Annotated in this window: 14 protein-coding genes and 1 pseudogene; 9 read left to right on the forward strand and 6 right to left on the reverse strand. The window is 56.1% G+C overall.

Annotated elements, in window-relative coordinates; translation table 11 throughout:
* The first annotated feature begins 160 nt into the window (after positions 1-160).
* A complete protein-coding gene (gene smc / locus ACTF5M_RS08315) occupies positions 161-3,616 on the forward strand; it encodes a chromosome segregation protein SMC (RefSeq protein WP_438960570.1) in 3,456 nt (1,151 codons plus the stop codon).
* An 8-nt stretch (positions 3,617-3,624) separates the two neighbouring features.
* Here the strand turns inward: smc and ACTF5M_RS08320 are convergent, their stop codons facing one another.
* Genes ACTF5M_RS08320 through ACTF5M_RS08335 form a run of 4 tightly spaced genes read right to left on the reverse strand, consistent with a single transcriptional unit; the run spans position 3,625 to position 7,011 of the window.
* Positions 3,625-4,812, reverse strand: coding sequence for a lytic murein transglycosylase (locus ACTF5M_RS08320; protein ID WP_438960571.1), 1,188 nt, complete (start codon positions 4,810-4,812; stop codon positions 3,625-3,627).
* A 2-nt stretch (positions 4,813-4,814) separates the two neighbouring features.
* A complete protein-coding gene (gene cbiB, locus ACTF5M_RS08325; RefSeq protein WP_438960572.1) occupies positions 4,815-5,702 on the reverse strand; it encodes an adenosylcobinamide-phosphate synthase CbiB in 888 nt (295 codons plus the stop codon).
* Positions 5,699-6,640 (reverse strand): threonine-phosphate decarboxylase, encoded by a 942-nt coding sequence (locus tag ACTF5M_RS08330; RefSeq protein ID WP_438960573.1) that lies wholly within the window; start codon positions 6,638-6,640, stop codon positions 5,699-5,701. The genes cbiB and ACTF5M_RS08330 overlap by 4 nt, the downstream gene beginning before the upstream one ends.
* Positions 6,637-7,011, reverse strand: coding sequence for a DUF1636 family protein (locus tag ACTF5M_RS08335; protein WP_438960574.1), 375 nt, complete (start codon positions 7,009-7,011; stop codon positions 6,637-6,639). Before ACTF5M_RS08335 ends, ACTF5M_RS08330 begins: the two co-directional genes overlap by 4 nt.
* 150 nt (positions 7,012-7,161) lie before the next feature.
* Between ACTF5M_RS08335 and ACTF5M_RS08340 the strand changes: the two genes are divergently transcribed.
* Entirely contained in the window at positions 7,162-7,572 is a 411-nt protein-coding gene (locus tag ACTF5M_RS08340) for a response regulator (protein ID WP_438960575.1), read from the forward strand.
* A 19-nt stretch (positions 7,573-7,591) separates the two neighbouring features.
* Here ACTF5M_RS08340 and ACTF5M_RS08345 read toward each other — a convergent pair whose 3' ends face one another.
* Positions 7,592-8,566 (reverse strand): glutathione S-transferase family protein, encoded by a 975-nt coding sequence (locus tag ACTF5M_RS08345; RefSeq protein WP_438960576.1) that lies wholly within the window; start codon positions 8,564-8,566, stop codon positions 7,592-7,594.
* Positions 8,567-8,851: 285 nt separating this feature from the next.
* Here ACTF5M_RS08345 and ACTF5M_RS08350 point away from each other — a divergent pair, with 285 nt between their 5' ends.
* The 7 genes from ACTF5M_RS08350 to cobM are packed head-to-tail and all read left to right on the forward strand — an operon-like array spanning position 8,852 to position 15,510.
* Positions 8,852-9,082, forward strand: a complete 231-nt coding sequence (locus tag ACTF5M_RS08350; protein WP_438960577.1) for a DUF6732 family protein — start codon at positions 8,852-8,854, stop codon at positions 9,080-9,082.
* Positions 9,079-10,320: a sirohydrochlorin chelatase gene (locus ACTF5M_RS08355; RefSeq protein ID WP_438960578.1), complete on the forward strand. Its 1,242-nt coding sequence runs from the start codon at positions 9,079-9,081 to the stop codon at positions 10,318-10,320. Before ACTF5M_RS08350 ends, ACTF5M_RS08355 begins: the two co-directional genes overlap by 4 nt.
* A 23-nt stretch (positions 10,321-10,343) precedes the next feature.
* Positions 10,344-10,982 carry a precorrin-8X methylmutase gene (locus ACTF5M_RS08360; RefSeq protein WP_438960579.1) on the forward strand — a complete coding sequence of 213 codons (639 nt, stop codon included), beginning with the start codon at positions 10,344-10,346 and terminating at the stop codon, positions 10,980-10,982.
* A 40-nt stretch (positions 10,983-11,022) separates the two neighbouring features.
* Positions 11,023-12,231 (forward strand): precorrin-6y C5,15-methyltransferase (decarboxylating) subunit CbiE, encoded by a 1,209-nt coding sequence (gene cbiE / locus ACTF5M_RS08365; protein ID WP_438960580.1) that lies wholly within the window; start codon positions 11,023-11,025, stop codon positions 12,229-12,231.
* On the forward strand, positions 12,228-12,929 hold the full coding sequence (gene cobI, locus ACTF5M_RS08370) for a precorrin-2 C(20)-methyltransferase (protein WP_438960581.1): 702 nt from the start codon (positions 12,228-12,230) through the stop codon (positions 12,927-12,929). Before cbiE ends, cobI begins: the two co-directional genes overlap by 4 nt.
* Entirely contained in the window at positions 12,920-14,746 is a 1,827-nt protein-coding gene (gene cobJ, locus ACTF5M_RS08375; RefSeq protein WP_438960582.1) for a precorrin-3B C(17)-methyltransferase, read from the forward strand. Before cobI ends, cobJ begins: the two co-directional genes overlap by 10 nt.
* Positions 14,743-15,510: a precorrin-4 C(11)-methyltransferase gene (cobM, locus tag ACTF5M_RS08380; RefSeq protein ID WP_438960583.1), complete on the forward strand. Its 768-nt coding sequence runs from the start codon at positions 14,743-14,745 to the stop codon at positions 15,508-15,510. Before cobJ ends, cobM begins: the two co-directional genes overlap by 4 nt.
* Here cobM and ACTF5M_RS08385 read toward each other — a convergent pair.
* A pseudogene (locus ACTF5M_RS08385) lies at positions 15,462-15,911 on the reverse strand (hypothetical protein); the annotation flags it as partial. The gene cobM and the pseudogene ACTF5M_RS08385 overlap by 49 nt on opposite strands.

Genomic DNA, 15,911 nt, shown 5'->3' on the forward strand with positions numbered 1-15,911 from the left:
CGTTCTGATTTGTATACGGTTTCGCAGTATTTAGCAGATTTTGCGCAATATATTGTGGATAAGTGGGCTGTTTAGGGCAGATGCGGTGGTGTGACGTTGACAGGTAGGCAGCGTGGGCGTTCCACTATGGGCGTGGATGGAATCACCCAAAGGACCTGCCTTGCGCTTTTCACGACTCAGATTGAATGGCTTCAAAAGCTTTGTGGACCCAACAGACTTGGTCATCGCTGATGGGCTGACCGGCGTTGTCGGGCCAAACGGTTGTGGCAAGTCCAACCTGCTTGAGGCCTTGCGTTGGGTCATGGGGGAAAACCGGCCAACCGCTATGCGCGGCGGTGGTATGGAAGATGTGATTTTTGCGGGGGCTTCAACGCGGCCCGCACGCAACTTTGCCGAAGTCAGTTTGATCATTGATAACGCGGAACGTCTTGCGCCCGCGGGTTTTAATGACGCAGATCAGCTTGAGGTCGTGCGCCGTATCACACGGGACGTGGGCTCAGCCTACAAAGCAAACACAAAGGACGTTCGTGCGCGCGACGTGCAAATGCTGTTTGCGGACGCAAGCACGGGCGCACATTCACCCGCGCTGGTGCGGCAGGGACAAATCTCTGAGCTAATCAACGCCAAACCAAAGGCGCGCCGCCGTATTCTTGAAGAAGCAGCAGGCATCAGTGGTCTGTATCAACGTCGCCACGAAGCGGAACTCAAACTGCGCGGGGCGGAAACCAACCTAAGCCGCGTCGATGATGTGATTGAACAACTTGCGGCTCAGTTAGGTCAGTTAGCCCGCCAAGCACGACAGGCGGCGCGTTACCGCGAGATCAATTCGGGTTTACGTATTGCCGAGGGGCTTTTGCTCTACCGACGTTGGAAAGAAGCGGACGAGGCCCGCGCCGCAGCAGATGAACATCTAAAGGCGCAAACTGTGCTTGCCGCCCAAGCGGAAACAGCGGCGCGTGCTGCCGCAAAAACGCGGCAAGCTGCTGATGAAGCTTTGCCACCATTGCGCGAAGAAGAGGCGATCGCCGCCGCAGTGTTGCAGCGTCTTGAAGTTGGCCGCGATGCGCTTTCTGAACAAGAAAGCCGTGCCGCAGGGTTGATTGAAACCCTGACCAGCCGCATTTCACAGCTGACCCGCGATATCGAGCGCGAAACAGGCCTGAACAAAGATGCTGATGAGACGATTGCGCGCCTTGATTGGGAAGCACAGGAAATCGCCAAAGCCTCTGAGGGGCATGACGCGCGCCTAGCAGAAGCAAAAACAGCGGCTTCTGAAGCGGCGCAAATTCTGCAAGACTGCGAAGCTGCTCTAAGCGAGATGACCGAGGATGTGGCGCGCCTCGCTGCCCGCCATCAATCCGCAAACCGTATCCTTGATGATAGCCGTAAGACGCTTGATAAAAACGAGGCGGAGGCCGAAAAATCACGTGATGCAATGCGCGCCGCCAAGCAGGCGCAAGCAACCGCCAAGGCTGAGTTTGAAGTGGCTGAACGTGAAGCAGCTGAGGCGGCCGAAACAGTGCAAAGCGCTGATGCGGCATTGATTGAAGCGGAAGCAGCACGGACTGAGACCCAATCGCTGGAGGCGGATGCACGTGCGGCGCTGTCTGAGGCGGATGGTGAAGTCAGTGCGCTGCGTGCCGAAGTGAACGCGCTTAGTAAATTGGTTGATCGTGACACCGCTGAGGGCGGCCAGTTGATGGATGTTTTGTCCGTTGGCGCAGGCTTTGAGAAAGCACTTGGTGCCGCGCTCGCGGATGATTTGAAGGCACCGCTTGTGTCAAACAATGACCCGTCAGGATGGGCTGTTCTGCCTGCGTATGACAACACGCAGGCGTTGCCAGATGGCGTAACACCGTTGTCTGCGCATGTGGACGCACCTGATGTGTTGGCGCGTCGTTTGTCGCAGATCGGGCTGGTTGAAGCAGATCGTGGAAACGCCGCGCAGGTCAACTTGGCGCCCGGTCAGAGGTTGGTTTCGGTTGAAGGTGATCTGTGGCGTTGGGACGGGTTTCGCGCCAGTGCGGAAGATGCGCCGTCTGCCGCCGCTTTGCGTCTGCAACAGCTTAACCGTCTTGAGGCGTTGAAGAAAGAAATGAACGAGGCTGAGGCCCGCGCTGACGGTGCACGCGATGCCCACACCCTTTTGCAAACGCGCTTGCGCGAATTGACCGCGGCGGACCAAGCAGCGCGTCAGGCGCGCCGCGATGCGGATCAATTGCTATCAAATGCGGGCCGAAAAGTGTCACGCGCCGAAGCGGATCAATCGATCGCTCAAAGCAAACTTGAGACACTAGATTTGGCAGTCAAACGCTTTGAGGATGAGGCAACAGCTGCTCGTGCCCGCTTAGTAGAGGCCGAAAAAAGCGTAGCTAAACTTGGGGACCTGGACGCAGCACGTGGTGCTGTTGAAGACGTCAAGATGACAGTGGAGGCGGCGCGGATGACCATGATGGCCAAGCGTTCTGCCTCCGATGAAGTGCGCCGCGAAGGCGAAGCACGCGTACGCCGTTCCCAAGACATAGCCAAGGAGAGCAGCAGCTGGAAAAGTCGGCTGGAAACAGCGGAGAAGCGCTCGTCTGAACTTGCTGAACGCCGTGAAACCTCGGAGCAGGAGTTGCAAAAAGCGCAAGCTGCCCCCGCTGAACTTGCTGCAAAGCGTGAGACGTTGTTGTCTGAGATTACAACCGCCGAGGCACGCCGACGGACCACTGCTGATGCACTAGTCGAAGCTGATACAGCGCAGCGCGCTGCCGTAAATGCAGAGCGTGACGCAGAACGTGCCGCCTCAGAAGCGCGCGAAGCGCGCGCACGTTCCGAGGCATTGGCCGATGCTGCGAAAGAAGCGGTCGGTGTGGCCGCGGGCCGTATTCAAGATGAGATGGAAGTAACGCCGCAAACCTTGCTGGAAAAGCTGGAGGTCGGTGCAGATCAGATGCCCCCGTCAGAGCAGATCGAGGCAGAGGTAAACCGGTTAAAGCGGCAACGTGACGCCTTGGGCGCTGTGAATTTGCGCGCCGAGGAAGATAGTAAAGAAGTCCAAGTTGAGCACGATTCGCTTGTGGCTGAAAAACAGGACTTGGAAGCAGCCATTCGTGAATTGCGCACTGGTATTGCGAGCCTTAACAAAGAAGGCCGCGAGAGGCTTTTGACAGCTTTTGAGCAAGTGAATGATAATTTTGGCATGCTCTTTACCCACTTGTTTGGGGGTGGTGAGGCCCGTCTTGTTTTGGTGGAAAGCGATGACCCGCTTGAAGCTGGCCTTGAGATTATGTGCCAGCCCCCGGGCAAAAAGCTGTCGACCTTGTCATTGCTTTCTGGCGGTGAGCAGACGTTGACTGCGCTCGCGCTTATCTTTGCGGTGTTCTTGGCCAACCCTGCGCCTATTTGCGTGCTCGATGAGGTGGATGCCCCCCTTGACGATGCCAACGTGACGCGCTTTTGCGATATGCTTGATGAGATGACCCGCCGCACAAACACGCGGTTTTTGACGATCACGCACCACGCGGTGACGATGTCGCGAATGGATCGCCTGTTTGGTGTCACAATGGCTGAACAAGGCGTGAGCCAGTTGGTCAGTGTCGATCTGAAAAAAGCCGAAGCGATGGTTGCTTGAACTGAATTCTAAAGGCGACCAAGTAGCGCAGGTGTTGGCCATGCGTCCGCAGGCATGCCAAGCTTTTGTTGCATATCTTGAACGGCTGCGCGTGTGCCCGCGCCCAAGATGCCGTCGATTTTCCCAACGTCGTACCCACGGGCCGCTAATTTGCTTTGAAGCGCTTTCATACGGTCACCATCAAGGCCCACATCAGGGTTTCCGGCGTCATAAACTGGCGCGCCGGACAACCGTGTCGCGAAATAGGCAGCGGTGGTCACGTAGACAAAACTCTGGTTCCAGTCGAACAAAACTTTGAAGTTTGGGTAGGCTAAAAACACAGGCCCGTTGCGCCCCTGGGGTGCAATCAATGATGCTTTCAGCCGGCTGTTGCCTAGTGATCCGCTGCGCGTTGTGATGCCGCGTTTTTGCCAATCTTTGATGGTCAGTTCTTTATCTGTGCCGCTGAGCGACCAATCAAAACCTGCTGGTGCGCTCACTTCATGCAGCCAAGGCTGGTTCGCTTTCCATCCTAGGTCTGCCAATAGTTTTGCACCAGACATCAGTGCATCAGGAGCAGAGGTTTTGAGACTGACACGGCCATCGCCATCCGCGTCAACGCCGTTGCGTAAGATGTCCTCGGGTAGCATCTGGACCATGCCAATTTCGCCAGCCCAAGCGCCCGTCGTTGCGTTTGGATCCATGCCGCCCTGTTCATAAAGCTCAATCGCGGCGAGAACCTGTGGGCGGAAAAGGTCCGGACGGCGGCAATCATGGGCAAGCGTCACAAGCGCATCGCGGGTGTTGTAGTTACCTTGAAACGCGCCAAAATCCGTCTCAAACGCCCAGAATGCCAGCAAAATACCCCGTGGCACTCCAAATTGGCGCTCAGCGCGATCAAACGTGCTTGCCCACTTTTTGGCGTTTGCAGCCCCCGCGTTGATGCGGTTGCTGCTGATCAGGGCGCGTGAAAAGTCGATAAATGGCTTTTGAAAAACCCCTTGGCTTCTGTCGGCTTTCAAGACGGACGCGCTTTGTTGGGTGCCTTTAAAGAATGTGTTGACGGTCTTGCGGCTATGACCTTTGGCACGTGCCTCGGTCTTTAGATCAGCGATAAAGGCGCTGAATGACCCCCCGCATGGTGTTTGTGCTGCCACTGTCAGTGGTGCGAGGCAGGTAAGGGACGTGACAAATGCGACGCGGAGAAGGGCTGTCATACTTAACTCATTCCTAACCAAAGCAATAGTGACAAGGCGAGGGCAGCTGCCCATGCGCTCCATAATACGGATACAGCTTGCTCAATATCGCGGGGTCCTGCAACCTTTCTTGCGGCGGCGTTGACCCATGGGAAGTCTGTAAGCTGGCCCTCATAAGTACGCGGACCCGATAGGGCGATGTCGAGGCGAAGGGCCATTGCTGCCTCGGGCCAGCCTGCGTTTGGCGAGCGGTGCAAGCGGGCGTCGGGGCCAATTTTGGTGATCTGTATTGGCGCTATTAAAAACGCGGTTAGCCGTGCTGGAATGAAATTTAGGACATCATCAAGGCGCGCTGCGGCCCAGCCAAACGCCTCATGGCGGGGCGTGCGATAGCCGATCATGCTATCGGCGGTGTTCGTAATTTTGTAGATCAGCAAGCCCGGAAGACCTGCGATAGCAAACCAAAACGCTGGAGCAATAATGCCGTCGCTCAGATTTTCTGCCGCACTTTCAATGGCCGCACGGCCAACGGCGTTCTCATCCATCTGGCCTGTATCGCGGCCAACAATCATAGCGACTTCTGCGCGCCCTTCCTCAAGCCCTGTGCGCAGACCTTTTGCGACGGCCAGCACATGATCAACCAGTGACCTTTGGGCCAAAAGAATTGCTGTGATGATAACCTGAATAGGCCAGCCAAGGGTGCTTAGCAGTAATCCAAGAATGCCCATCGCACAACAAAAGGCGATCATCATAATCGCACCTTTGATGCGTTTGTGCTCGCCGTTGTTAAAGCGCTCATCGCCCCAACCGATAAGCCGGCCCATCAACACGGCGGGGTGGGGTAGGCGCGACCAAAGCCATTTCGGTTCTCCGAAAATCGCATCAAGGATCATCGCAAGCGATAAAATCATAAGGCGGCCTCAAGCTGTTGCCATTGATCAGGGGCAAGTAGGCCAAGACGCAGCCAATCGCCAGCGTAAGGGAAGATGCGCGACCAGACATGGCCCTTTGCCAAGCGTGTTTGCCAGCTTTGCGCGTCATCGACTTGGTACAGCCGAAACAGGTCCGTGCCACCTACTACTTTTGCGTTATGGCGGGTCATCAGAGCATCAAGGTGGCGTGCATCTGCGGTCAGGCGCAGACGGGTTGCCGTTGCCCAGTCATGATCGGATAGCGCACGCGCACCCAGTGTCAGTGTTGGTCCCGCAACGGCCCAAGGGCCTAGTTGCTCGCTCAGCCCAGCAAGGGTTTCGGGGTGGCCAATGGCAAACCCAAGCCGCGCGCCCGCAAGTCCCCAAAACTTACCAAAGCTTTTTAGAACAATCGTATTTTCATCTGCAGTACGGTGCACCATGCTGTCATTCGGACACACATCGCCAAAGCTTTCATCAATGACTGTAAGGCGGGCAGCAACGTTGGGAACGCCCATATCGCCGTCTGGATTATTGGGCCGTACCATCACGTGAACATCGCCCGCATCAGCGCGGACATCCCAGCCGTGATAACGAAATGCGGCGGCATGTTCGTTGTAGGTGCGGTTCTGAATTCGTGCGCCGCTTAGCCCCTCCAGGGCTGCCAACATTGGCATCTGCGCAATGATGGCTGATGCACCACCTGCGGGAATAATTGCCGCGTTATCCGGAACGTTCCAAAAATCCCGCGCGGCGTTGATCAACGCGTCGAGGGCTGCTTGGTCGGGCAGGGTGGTCCAGCTATCCGTGGCGATGTCTTTTACGGGATAAGCAACAGGGTTGATGCCCGTGCTTAGATCAAGCCAGCTGTCACGCGTGCCGCCAAATGTTGCCACTGCCGCATCAAGCCCGCCCCCATGATCGCGGGCGTTGCTCATGCTTGGTCTGACTTGGGAAGCGGTTGGTGGCGCGTTACAAAATGCCCCTTGATGGCCTGTGGCCACTCGCGGAATGGCACCTGCCCGGTTTCGCTAGCGGCGTGTTTTTGCGCATATTCCACAATACCCGCGGCAACTTCTTCGGAGGGGGCAAAATTGCCAAGTGTGTAGGCCATTTTGCCCTCGCCCTGAATTGCGACATTGCACGCACGGGTACAGCCCATCAGGCACGAAACACGGCGTGTTTTCACATCGCCATTCGCTTCGGCTTCGATCAAGGCAGCAAGTTGTTCTCCGTGGGTTTGCGCGTCGGTCGCAGCGTCCCAATCGTCATGCTTGCACGTATCACAAATGGTAATCCAAGTGGTCATGATCTTTGCCTTTTCAGCTGTCAGTTTTTGCTGCGCAGACACAACCGTAATTGCCTGAGTACTGCAAGGCGAATTGGTTGGTAAGGAATAGTTTACCGCTTAGACTAACAAACTTAGCCGTTGGCTGCCAAGCTGTGTTATGAACACAAGATGAACAGAACGATTGTTGTTTCTGTTTCGGTGTTTTTGGGTTGTGAGTTTATGCCAGTTTTGGTGGTTGAGAATAATAGTGATCTGGCAAAGATCTGGGCCAGCCATTTGTGGCGGATGGGGCCGTGGGTTGATGTTGCAGCAACGGCTGACGAGGCCACTGATGCTTTGATCAAGAAAGACTACCGCGTTGTTGTGCTGGATTTAGACCTACCCGACGGCAGTGCGCTTGGATTGGCCGACATCATCAGTTACCGCCATCCGATGTCTAAGGTTGTGCTGGTGACCAAAAGCACTTTCTTCTCGGATGGCAGTATTTTTCGCAATGTACCAAATGCATGCGGGTTCCTGAGTACAGGAACGAACCCGCATGATTTAGCGGCCTTGGTCACCCATCATATGCCTGATTAGACATAAGCTGGCCGAACAGTCAGCCGCGTCCGTGGGGCTCCATAAAGTCCAGGTCAGGGTTAATGGGCAAAATGCGGCTCGGGTTAATGGTGTCATGGCTATAGTGATAGTGACGGATGATGTGCGCCATGCCAACCGTGCCAGCAACGCCCTCAATCTGGTACAAATCGCGCGTGTAGGCCCACAGGTTCGGGTAGTCGATGATGCGCTTTCTGTTGCACTTGAAGTGCAAGTAATACACCGGATCAAACCGAACAAGCGTGGTAAAGAGGCGCCAATCGGCTTCGGTTATTTTGTCACCCATCAGGTAGCGGCTTTTGCTCAGCCGCTCTTCCAGCCACTCTAAACTTTCAAAAAGTGGGATAACACCTGCCTCATATGCATCTTGTGATGTGGCAAAACCTGCTTTGTAGACGCCGTTGTTTACGGTGTTGTAGATTCGGTCGTTTATCACTTCGATATCATCGCGCATTTCTTCTGGCCAATAGTCGGCTGTGTTGCCAGTGATGTCATTGAATGCCGAATTGAACATCCGAATGATTTCAGCGCTTTCGTTGCTCACAATTGTGTTGAGTTCTTTGTCCCACAAAATCGGCACTGTCACACGGCCCGAGACGTTGGGATCTGCGCGCAGGTAAATGTCACGGGCAAATGGCAAATCAAACAACGTGTCGCCTGTCGCACCATCGTCGTCTTTCTCAAACGTCCAGCCGTCGCTGAGCATATCTGGGTGGACCACTGAGACAGTGATGTGATCCGTCAGGTCTTTGAGTTGGCGAAAGATCAGTGTGCGGTGCGCCCAAGGGCAAGCAAGCGACACATAAAGGTGATAGCGACCACTTTCGGCCTTAAAGCCGTCGGTGCCTGATGGCCCCGCGCTGCCGTCTGCAGTGATCCAGTTGCGGAACGCAGCTGTAGTGCGTTTGAATGCACCACCTGTGGATTTTGTATCGTACCAAACGTCGTGCCAAACACCGTCAACCAACTGACCCATCGTGAAATTTCCTTTGCATTAATTGTTGCCGTAACCCTAACGTTGCGCAAATGCACAACCAACCCCGAAGCGCGCGCAACTACTGCGCATATCTGCACAGGTCGTAAACGGGCGCTGGCCTGCCTTTTATCCGTTTGCACACAGGTCTGCGCGCCGATACACCTGTCAAAGACGACGCCCAAGTGGGGCCAGACCGAAGGCACGCAATGATCGACCCAGACAGGGGATTAACGCGTGTATCGTCAAGGTTCCGCGCGGCTGCCTGAATGTGCGGGAGATGACCCTATGAAACACCTGATTGCTATCCTAAGTGTGCTGCCTCTTTTCGCGGTACCCGCAAATGCGCATGTTGGCCACTGGGCTGATGTGGCGGGGCATGATCACTGGGTTGCGGCAGGCGCGCTTGGCGCTGCAGCGGCTGCGGCACTTTGGGGCTGGCGTAAGGGCAAAAAGGACGAGGCAGAGGCCGAAGAGGCAGATGCGGTTGAGCCCGCGACCGAGGAGGAACCCGCATGAGCAATGATGCAACGCCAAAAATCGGTGTAATGATCTGTGGGCACGGGTCACGCTCGCAGTCTGCTGTGGATGAATTTGCGACCCTCGCGGATAAATTGCCCGCATTTTTGCCGCCTGAATGGCAAACAGAATACGGGTATCTTGAATTCGCCAATCCGGTCATTCGTGATGGTCTTGATAAGTTGCGCGCAGGGGGCTGCGAGAAAATCCTCGCGGTGCCCGGCATGTTGTTTGCCGCGATGCACGCGAAAAATGATATCCCGACTGTTCTAAATACATATGCCGCCAAGCACGGCGTCGATGTCAGCTATGGCCGTGAATTGGGCGTTGACCCCAAAATGATTGCTGCCGCTGCTGGACGTATCCAGGAAGCGGTTGATGAAGCTAACAAGTCCGAGTTTGTTGAAAACCACGATACCTGTCTGGTGGTGATTGGCCGCGGCGCGTCTGATCCTGATGCAAATGGTAATGTGGCAAAGATTGCGCGGATGCTGCACGAGGGAATCGGTTTTGGCTGGGTCGAAGTAGGCTATTCAGGTGTGACGTTCCCGCTGGTTGAGCCTTGCCTGCAACACGCTGCCAAACTGGGATACAAGCGGATCATCGTCTTCCCGTATTTCTTGTTCTCGGGCATTTTGATCGACCGCATTTACGGCTTCACGGATCAGGTTGCTGCCGATCACCCTGATATCAGTTTCGTCAAAGCGGGCTATCTTGGTGACCACCCCAAAGTGCTTGAAACATTTGCGGAGCGCGTGCGCGAACAGATGGGGGCAAACCCGCCGCCCAACTGTGGTACGTGTGCGTATCGGACCCAAGTTCTTGCACCGGATGGCCAAGCGCCGATCACCATCCCCGCGTCTGAGCGTGCGAGCCACCCTGCGTTTTCCGACACACCGCCACCGACATGTGTGCTGTGCAAATATCGTACTCAGGTGTTGGGTTTTGAAGCCGAGGTTGGCGCCATTCAAGACAGCCATCACCACCACGTAGAAGGACAAGGTGCGTCTGCGCCGGGTTCAAATGTGGCTGATTGTAAGCTTTGTGACACGTTCTGCACGGGCATGTGCCGTCTTGAGATGCGGGACAATCATCACCACCATCATCATGGCGACCACAGTCATGGTCATGCTGGGCAGGATCACGATCATCATCACCACGATCATGATCATGCGCACCCTGAATATCCTCATGCAAAACACCCGCATGGGCCCGAAAGCGCGCGCAAAGCCCGTTAAGGGCCGCGCAGACAGGCCTCTCCATGCGTCCATATGAAAAAGTCCCTTCGGCGATTTATGCCCAGTCTTTCGCCACGGTCCGCTCCGAGGCGAACCTTGCGCGCTTTGATGACGGGTTACAGTCGCTCGTCATTCGTTTGATTCATGCGTGCGGCATGGTTGAAATTGCTGACCGTATCGCCTTTTCTGGTGGTGCCTATGAGGCTGGCGCTACTGCGTTGCGCGCCGGTGTTCCCGTGCTGTGTGATTGTGAGATGGTCGCCAGCGGGATCATTCGCCGTTACCTGCCCGCAAACAATGACGTGATCTGTACCCTGAACAACGCGGAAACCCCGGACCACGCCAAGGCCATCGAAAATACCCGCTCAGCGGCGGCTGTTGATGCGTGGTTGCCCCATCTTGAGGGAGCTGTCGTAGCGATTGGGAATGCGCCCACGGCCCTTTTCCGGCTCTTGGAACATTTGGACGCTGGCGCACCAAAGCCCGCGATCATTCTGGGTTTTCCAGTGGGTTTTGTCGGCGCGGCTGAGTCCAAAGCCGAGTTGGCAGCGAATGCGCGCGGATGCAATTTCGTGGCTTTGCGCGGCCGCCGTGGCGGGTCTGCAATTGCGTCTGCGGCAATAAATGCGCTGTCTGCGGGCTTGCCGGAGATTGCAAAGTGAGTGTTTATCTGTGCTGCAAAACTGACGTGTGGTTTGGCTCATGAGTAACGCGGCACCATGGTTGCATATCGTCGGGATTGGCGAAGATGGCATGGACGGGCTGACCCCCGCAACGCGTGCAGTGGTTGAGGCCGCAGACGTCATCATTGGTGGTGAACGTCATCATAGCTTAACCCCAGATGTGACCGCGCAACGCATTGCGTGGCCAAGCCCGTTTGATGCGCTGATTGACACACTTGAGGCGCATAAAGGCGAACGTGTTGTTGTGTTGGCCACGGGTGATCCACTTTGGTTTTCTGTGGGTGCGCGGATTGGGCGGTCTATCCCGTCTGAGCAAATCACTTACCATCCGCAGCTGAGTGCTTTTCAACTTGCCTCAGCGCGTATGGGCTGGTCGCTTGCGGATGTTGAGACCCTGACGGTCCATGGCCGACCCGTTAGCCAAATGGTGGCGTTTATTCAGCCAGACCAGCGGCTGATCGTTTTGACAACGGGCGCTGAAACACCAGCACAGATCGCAGAATTTTTGTCGTCACGCGGGTTTGGTCAGTCAAAAATGACCGTGCTTGCGGCCATGGGCGGCGAAAACGAGAAACGATTTGATGGCACCGCTGAGGGTTGGAACCACGAAGTGCCTGCGTTCAACACGCTTTGTGTTGAGTGTATTGCGGCACCAGATGCGGCTTTGTTGCCCCGTGTGCCTGGGTTGGCGGATGAGTTGTTCCAATCAGACGGGACCATGACCAAACAAGAAGTGCGTGCGGCAACAGTGGCAAAGCTGATGCCTATGCGTGGGGCACTGCTGTGGGATGTCGGCACAGGGTGTGGCTCTGTCGCGATCGAGTGGATGCGCGCGGCGCGCTATGCCCGCGCCATTGGGATTGAGCCACGCGCAGATCGGCGCGCAATGGCCGCTCAAAACGCACTTGCACTGGGTGTGCCGAAGCTTGAGCTGGTTGAGGGTAAAGTCCCTGACATGCTCGATGGTCTTGAGGCACCTGACGCAATTTTTATCGGCGGTGGCCTAAGCGAAGAGACTTTCAACATTGCTTGGGAAAACCTGCGCCCCCTTGGACGGTTAGTTGCAAACGCTGTGACACTTGACTCAGAGGCGCTGTTAATCGCGCTGCATCAAAAACACGGCGGTCAGTTGGCAAAGCTACAGATCAGCCGTGCTGAGCCGGTTGGCGCGTATCACGGCTGGCGACCGTCCATGCCCGTGACCCAATGGAGCCTTATCAAACGATGACTGGAACTCTTTACGGTGTAGGCGTTGGCCCCGGTGATCCGGAGTTGATGACGCTGAAAGCAGATCGTTTAATCCGCGCCGCCAAAGTAATTGCCTATCCAACACTGGCTGGTGCGCAAAGTTTTGCGCGTTCTATTGCGGCGGGCTCAATTTCTGAGGGCGCAACAGAAATTGTGATGGACGTGCCAATGACTGTTGCGCGCCAACCTGCACAAGACGCCTATGATGCGGGTGCTGCGCAAATTGAAGACGCCCTGCGCAGCGGTCTTGATGTTGTGTGTCTGTGTGAAGGCGACCCGTTCTTTTACGGCTCTTTCATGTATCTTTACGCGCGTTTGTCAGGCGAGTTCACCTGCCAGGTCGTGCCAGGCGTTACGTCCATGACGGCAAGTGCTGCTATGACAGGCATGCCGCTTGCGGCGCGCAACGAAGTCCTCACGGTCATTCCCGGCCCGCTTGAAGAAGCAGCTCTTGAGGCCCGCATTGCCGAATCTGACAGTTTGGTCATCATGAAGGTTGGTCGCCATCTGTCCAAAATTCGCGCAGTGATTGAGAGTCTCGGCCTGGTGGACCAAGCCACTTATATCGAGCGCGCAACACTATCTGCGCAGGTCACGCTGCCTCTCGCACAAGCGCCTGAAAAAGCGCCCTATTTCTCCATGATCCTTATTACGAAAGGGGCCGATCCATGGCTCTAACTTCCCCTAAGTCGCCCGTTGTTTTGGTGCTGTCTGCATCTGGTGAGGCCACAGCGAATCGTGTTGCCAAGGCGATTGGCGCACAGGTGCATGGCCGCGAGGGTCGTGTTGCGAAGGCTGACGTGTTCTTTGCCAATGCCCTTGATCACGCACGCGATTTATTTGCGGCAGGCACGCCGATTGTGGGTGTTTGTGCCAGTGGTATTTTGATCCGGGGTGTAGCGCCTTTGTTGGGTGACAAAACATCAGAGCCGCCTGTTGTATCGGTGTCTGATGATGGGGCGGTTGTTGTGCCTTTGCTTGGTGGGCACCGCGGGGCCAACCGGATTGCGCGTGAAGTTTCAGAGGCTCTTGGGGCGACGGCCGCAGTGACGACTGCAGGTGATGTGTCGCTTGGTGTGTCGCTTGATGAACCGCCAGTTGGCTGGCGCTTGGCAAACCCCGAAGATGCAAAAGCCGCTATGGCAGGTCTGCTCGCGGGCGGTGGCGCTACTATTTCTGGAGACGCGGCCGCTGATGCGACGTGGCTGGTGGGTCTGCCCAAGGGGGACGGGCTTCGTATTTCCTGCACAACCGCTGATGTAAAAGCCGGACCAGATCATTTGGTGTTTCACCCCCAACTGTTTACGTTGGGTGTGGGTTGCGCGCGCAATGCTGACCCTGCGGAATTGGCTGAGCTTGTCTCTCAAACACTGGCCGATGCGGGCATTGCAACCGGTGTGATCCACTCTGTCAGCTCGCTTAATTTGAAGGGTGATGAGCCGGCGATGAACCAGCTTGCAGCACAGCTTGGCGTGCCGTTCCGTGTGTTTGATGCGGCGACCCTTGAAGCTGAGACACCTCGGTTGGCTAATCCGTCTGATGTGGTTTATGCCGAAGTTGGATGCCACGGTGTTTCAGAAGGTGCAGCCCTTGCGCAAGCAGGCCCACATGCCACTTTGCGCGTAGAAAAGCGTAAAACAGCCAACGCCACATGCGCTGTTGCAGAACTGGCGCAACCGCTGACCGAGATGCGTGGCCGCTCACGCGGGCGTTTGTCGATTGTGGGTATTGGACCAGGGCAAGCCACTTGGCGCACCCCTGAGGTCAGTCGCCTCGTGGCCGACGCTGAAGAGCTGGTTGGCTATGGTCTTTACATTGATCTGCTGGGTCCGTTGGCGGCAGGTAAAGCGCGCTCTGACTTCCCTCTGGGGGGTGAGGAAGATCGTTGTCGTTATGCGCTGGAACAAGCTGCGAAGGGGCTGAATGTTGCGCTGGTATGCTCGGGTGATGCGGGCATTTATGCCATGGGCGCGCTGGTGTTTGAATTGCTGGACCGCGATGCAGACGCGCTTGGGGTAAGTGATGCGGCCAAACGTGTTGATGTGGTCTGCTCGCCCGGTGTGTCGGCTTTGCAGGGTGCGGCAGCGCGTGCCGGTGCACCCCTTGGGCATGATTTCTGCGCGATTAGCCTGTCAGATTTGCTGACCCCGCGCGAAGATATCGTGAAGCGTTTGCATGCGGCGGCCGAGGGCGATTTCGTGATTGCATTCTACAACCCCGTTTCAATGCGCCGCCGCACTTTGTTGGCCGAAGCCCGTGACATTTTGCTCAAGCACCGTCCGGCTACAACACCAGTGATGCTGGCATCGTCTTTGGGTCGTCCAGAAGAACATATCCGTTACCGCAATCTTGCGGATCTGGAAGTGGATGAGGTGGACATGCTGACAGTTGTCTTGGTTGGTTCAAGCCACTCAAAGCTTGCCCAATTGGGTGAAGGCCCGCGGATGTACACGCCGCGCGGTTACGCACGCAAAATCGATGGAGATCTGTCATGACCGTATATTTTATTGGTGCCGGTCCCGGTGATCCCGATCTGTTGACCCTGAAGGCGCAGCGTATTATCAGCCGGTGCCCTGTGTGCCTTTATGCCGGTTCTTTGGTGCCCGAAGCCGTTGTGGGCGAGGCACCTGCGGATGCGCGCGTGATGGACACCGCTCCAATGACCCTTGAGGACACGCACGCCGAAATTCTGACAGCGCATAAAGCGGGTCAAGATGTGGCGCGCGTTCATTCTGGTGATCCGTCGCTTTATGGCGCAATCGCAGAACAAATCCGGTTGTTGCGCCGTGACGGTATTGATTATGAGATCATCCCTGGTGTGCCGGCATACGCGGCGGCGGCGGCGGCTCTTGGCCAAGAACTAACAATTCCTGAGATTGGTCAATCTATCGTGTTGACGCGGATGTCGATGAAATCCACATCGATGCCAGCAGGTGAAACGCTTGAGAATTTTGCCAAAACCGGCACGACCCTTGCGATCCATTTGGCAATTCGCAACCTGCGCGAAATTGAGCGTCAGCTGATCCCATACTACGGTGAAGATTGCCCTGTGGTCGTTGCTTACCGCGCCAGTTGGCCGGATCAACTGTTTATCCGTGGCACGCTGTCAGACATCCGCGAAAAAGTCCGTGCTGCAAAAATCACGCGCACCGCGCTGATAATGGTGGGGCCCGTGCTGGGCAAGGTCAAAGACTTCAAAGACAGCGCGCTTTACGATCCAGCCACACCGCATGTCCTGCGCCCGAAGGTCAAAACCTGATCGGGCGCATCGCACGTTGTTTTCTGCTGAAGGTCGCGGAACGCGCGCTGCATCCGTGCTACAGCGTCATGCACTGTGCTGCGCGGACAAGCGATGTTGAAGCGTAAGAAGTTCTCGCCGCCCTTACCAAAGGTCGGTCCATGATTGGCAGCAATCTTAGCCACGTCTTGGGTCCGCTTGGTGAACTCCTCGCGGGTCATTCCAGTACCTGAAAAATCCACCCAAGCCAGATATGTGCTTTCAAGCGGCATGGATTTTAGCCCCGGAATTGCGTTGATACCCTCGTCGAAAATACGCGCGTTTTCGGCAATATAGGCACATACTTCATCGACCCATTTTGCCCCCTCTGGTGAGTAGGCGGCAGTCGCCATAAATAGGCCAAAGCTGTTTGCTGAAATGCC

The sequence above is a fragment of the Nereida sp. genome (assembly GCF_965655635.1).
Taxonomy (GTDB): Bacteria; Pseudomonadota; Alphaproteobacteria; order Rhodobacterales; family Rhodobacteraceae; genus Nereida.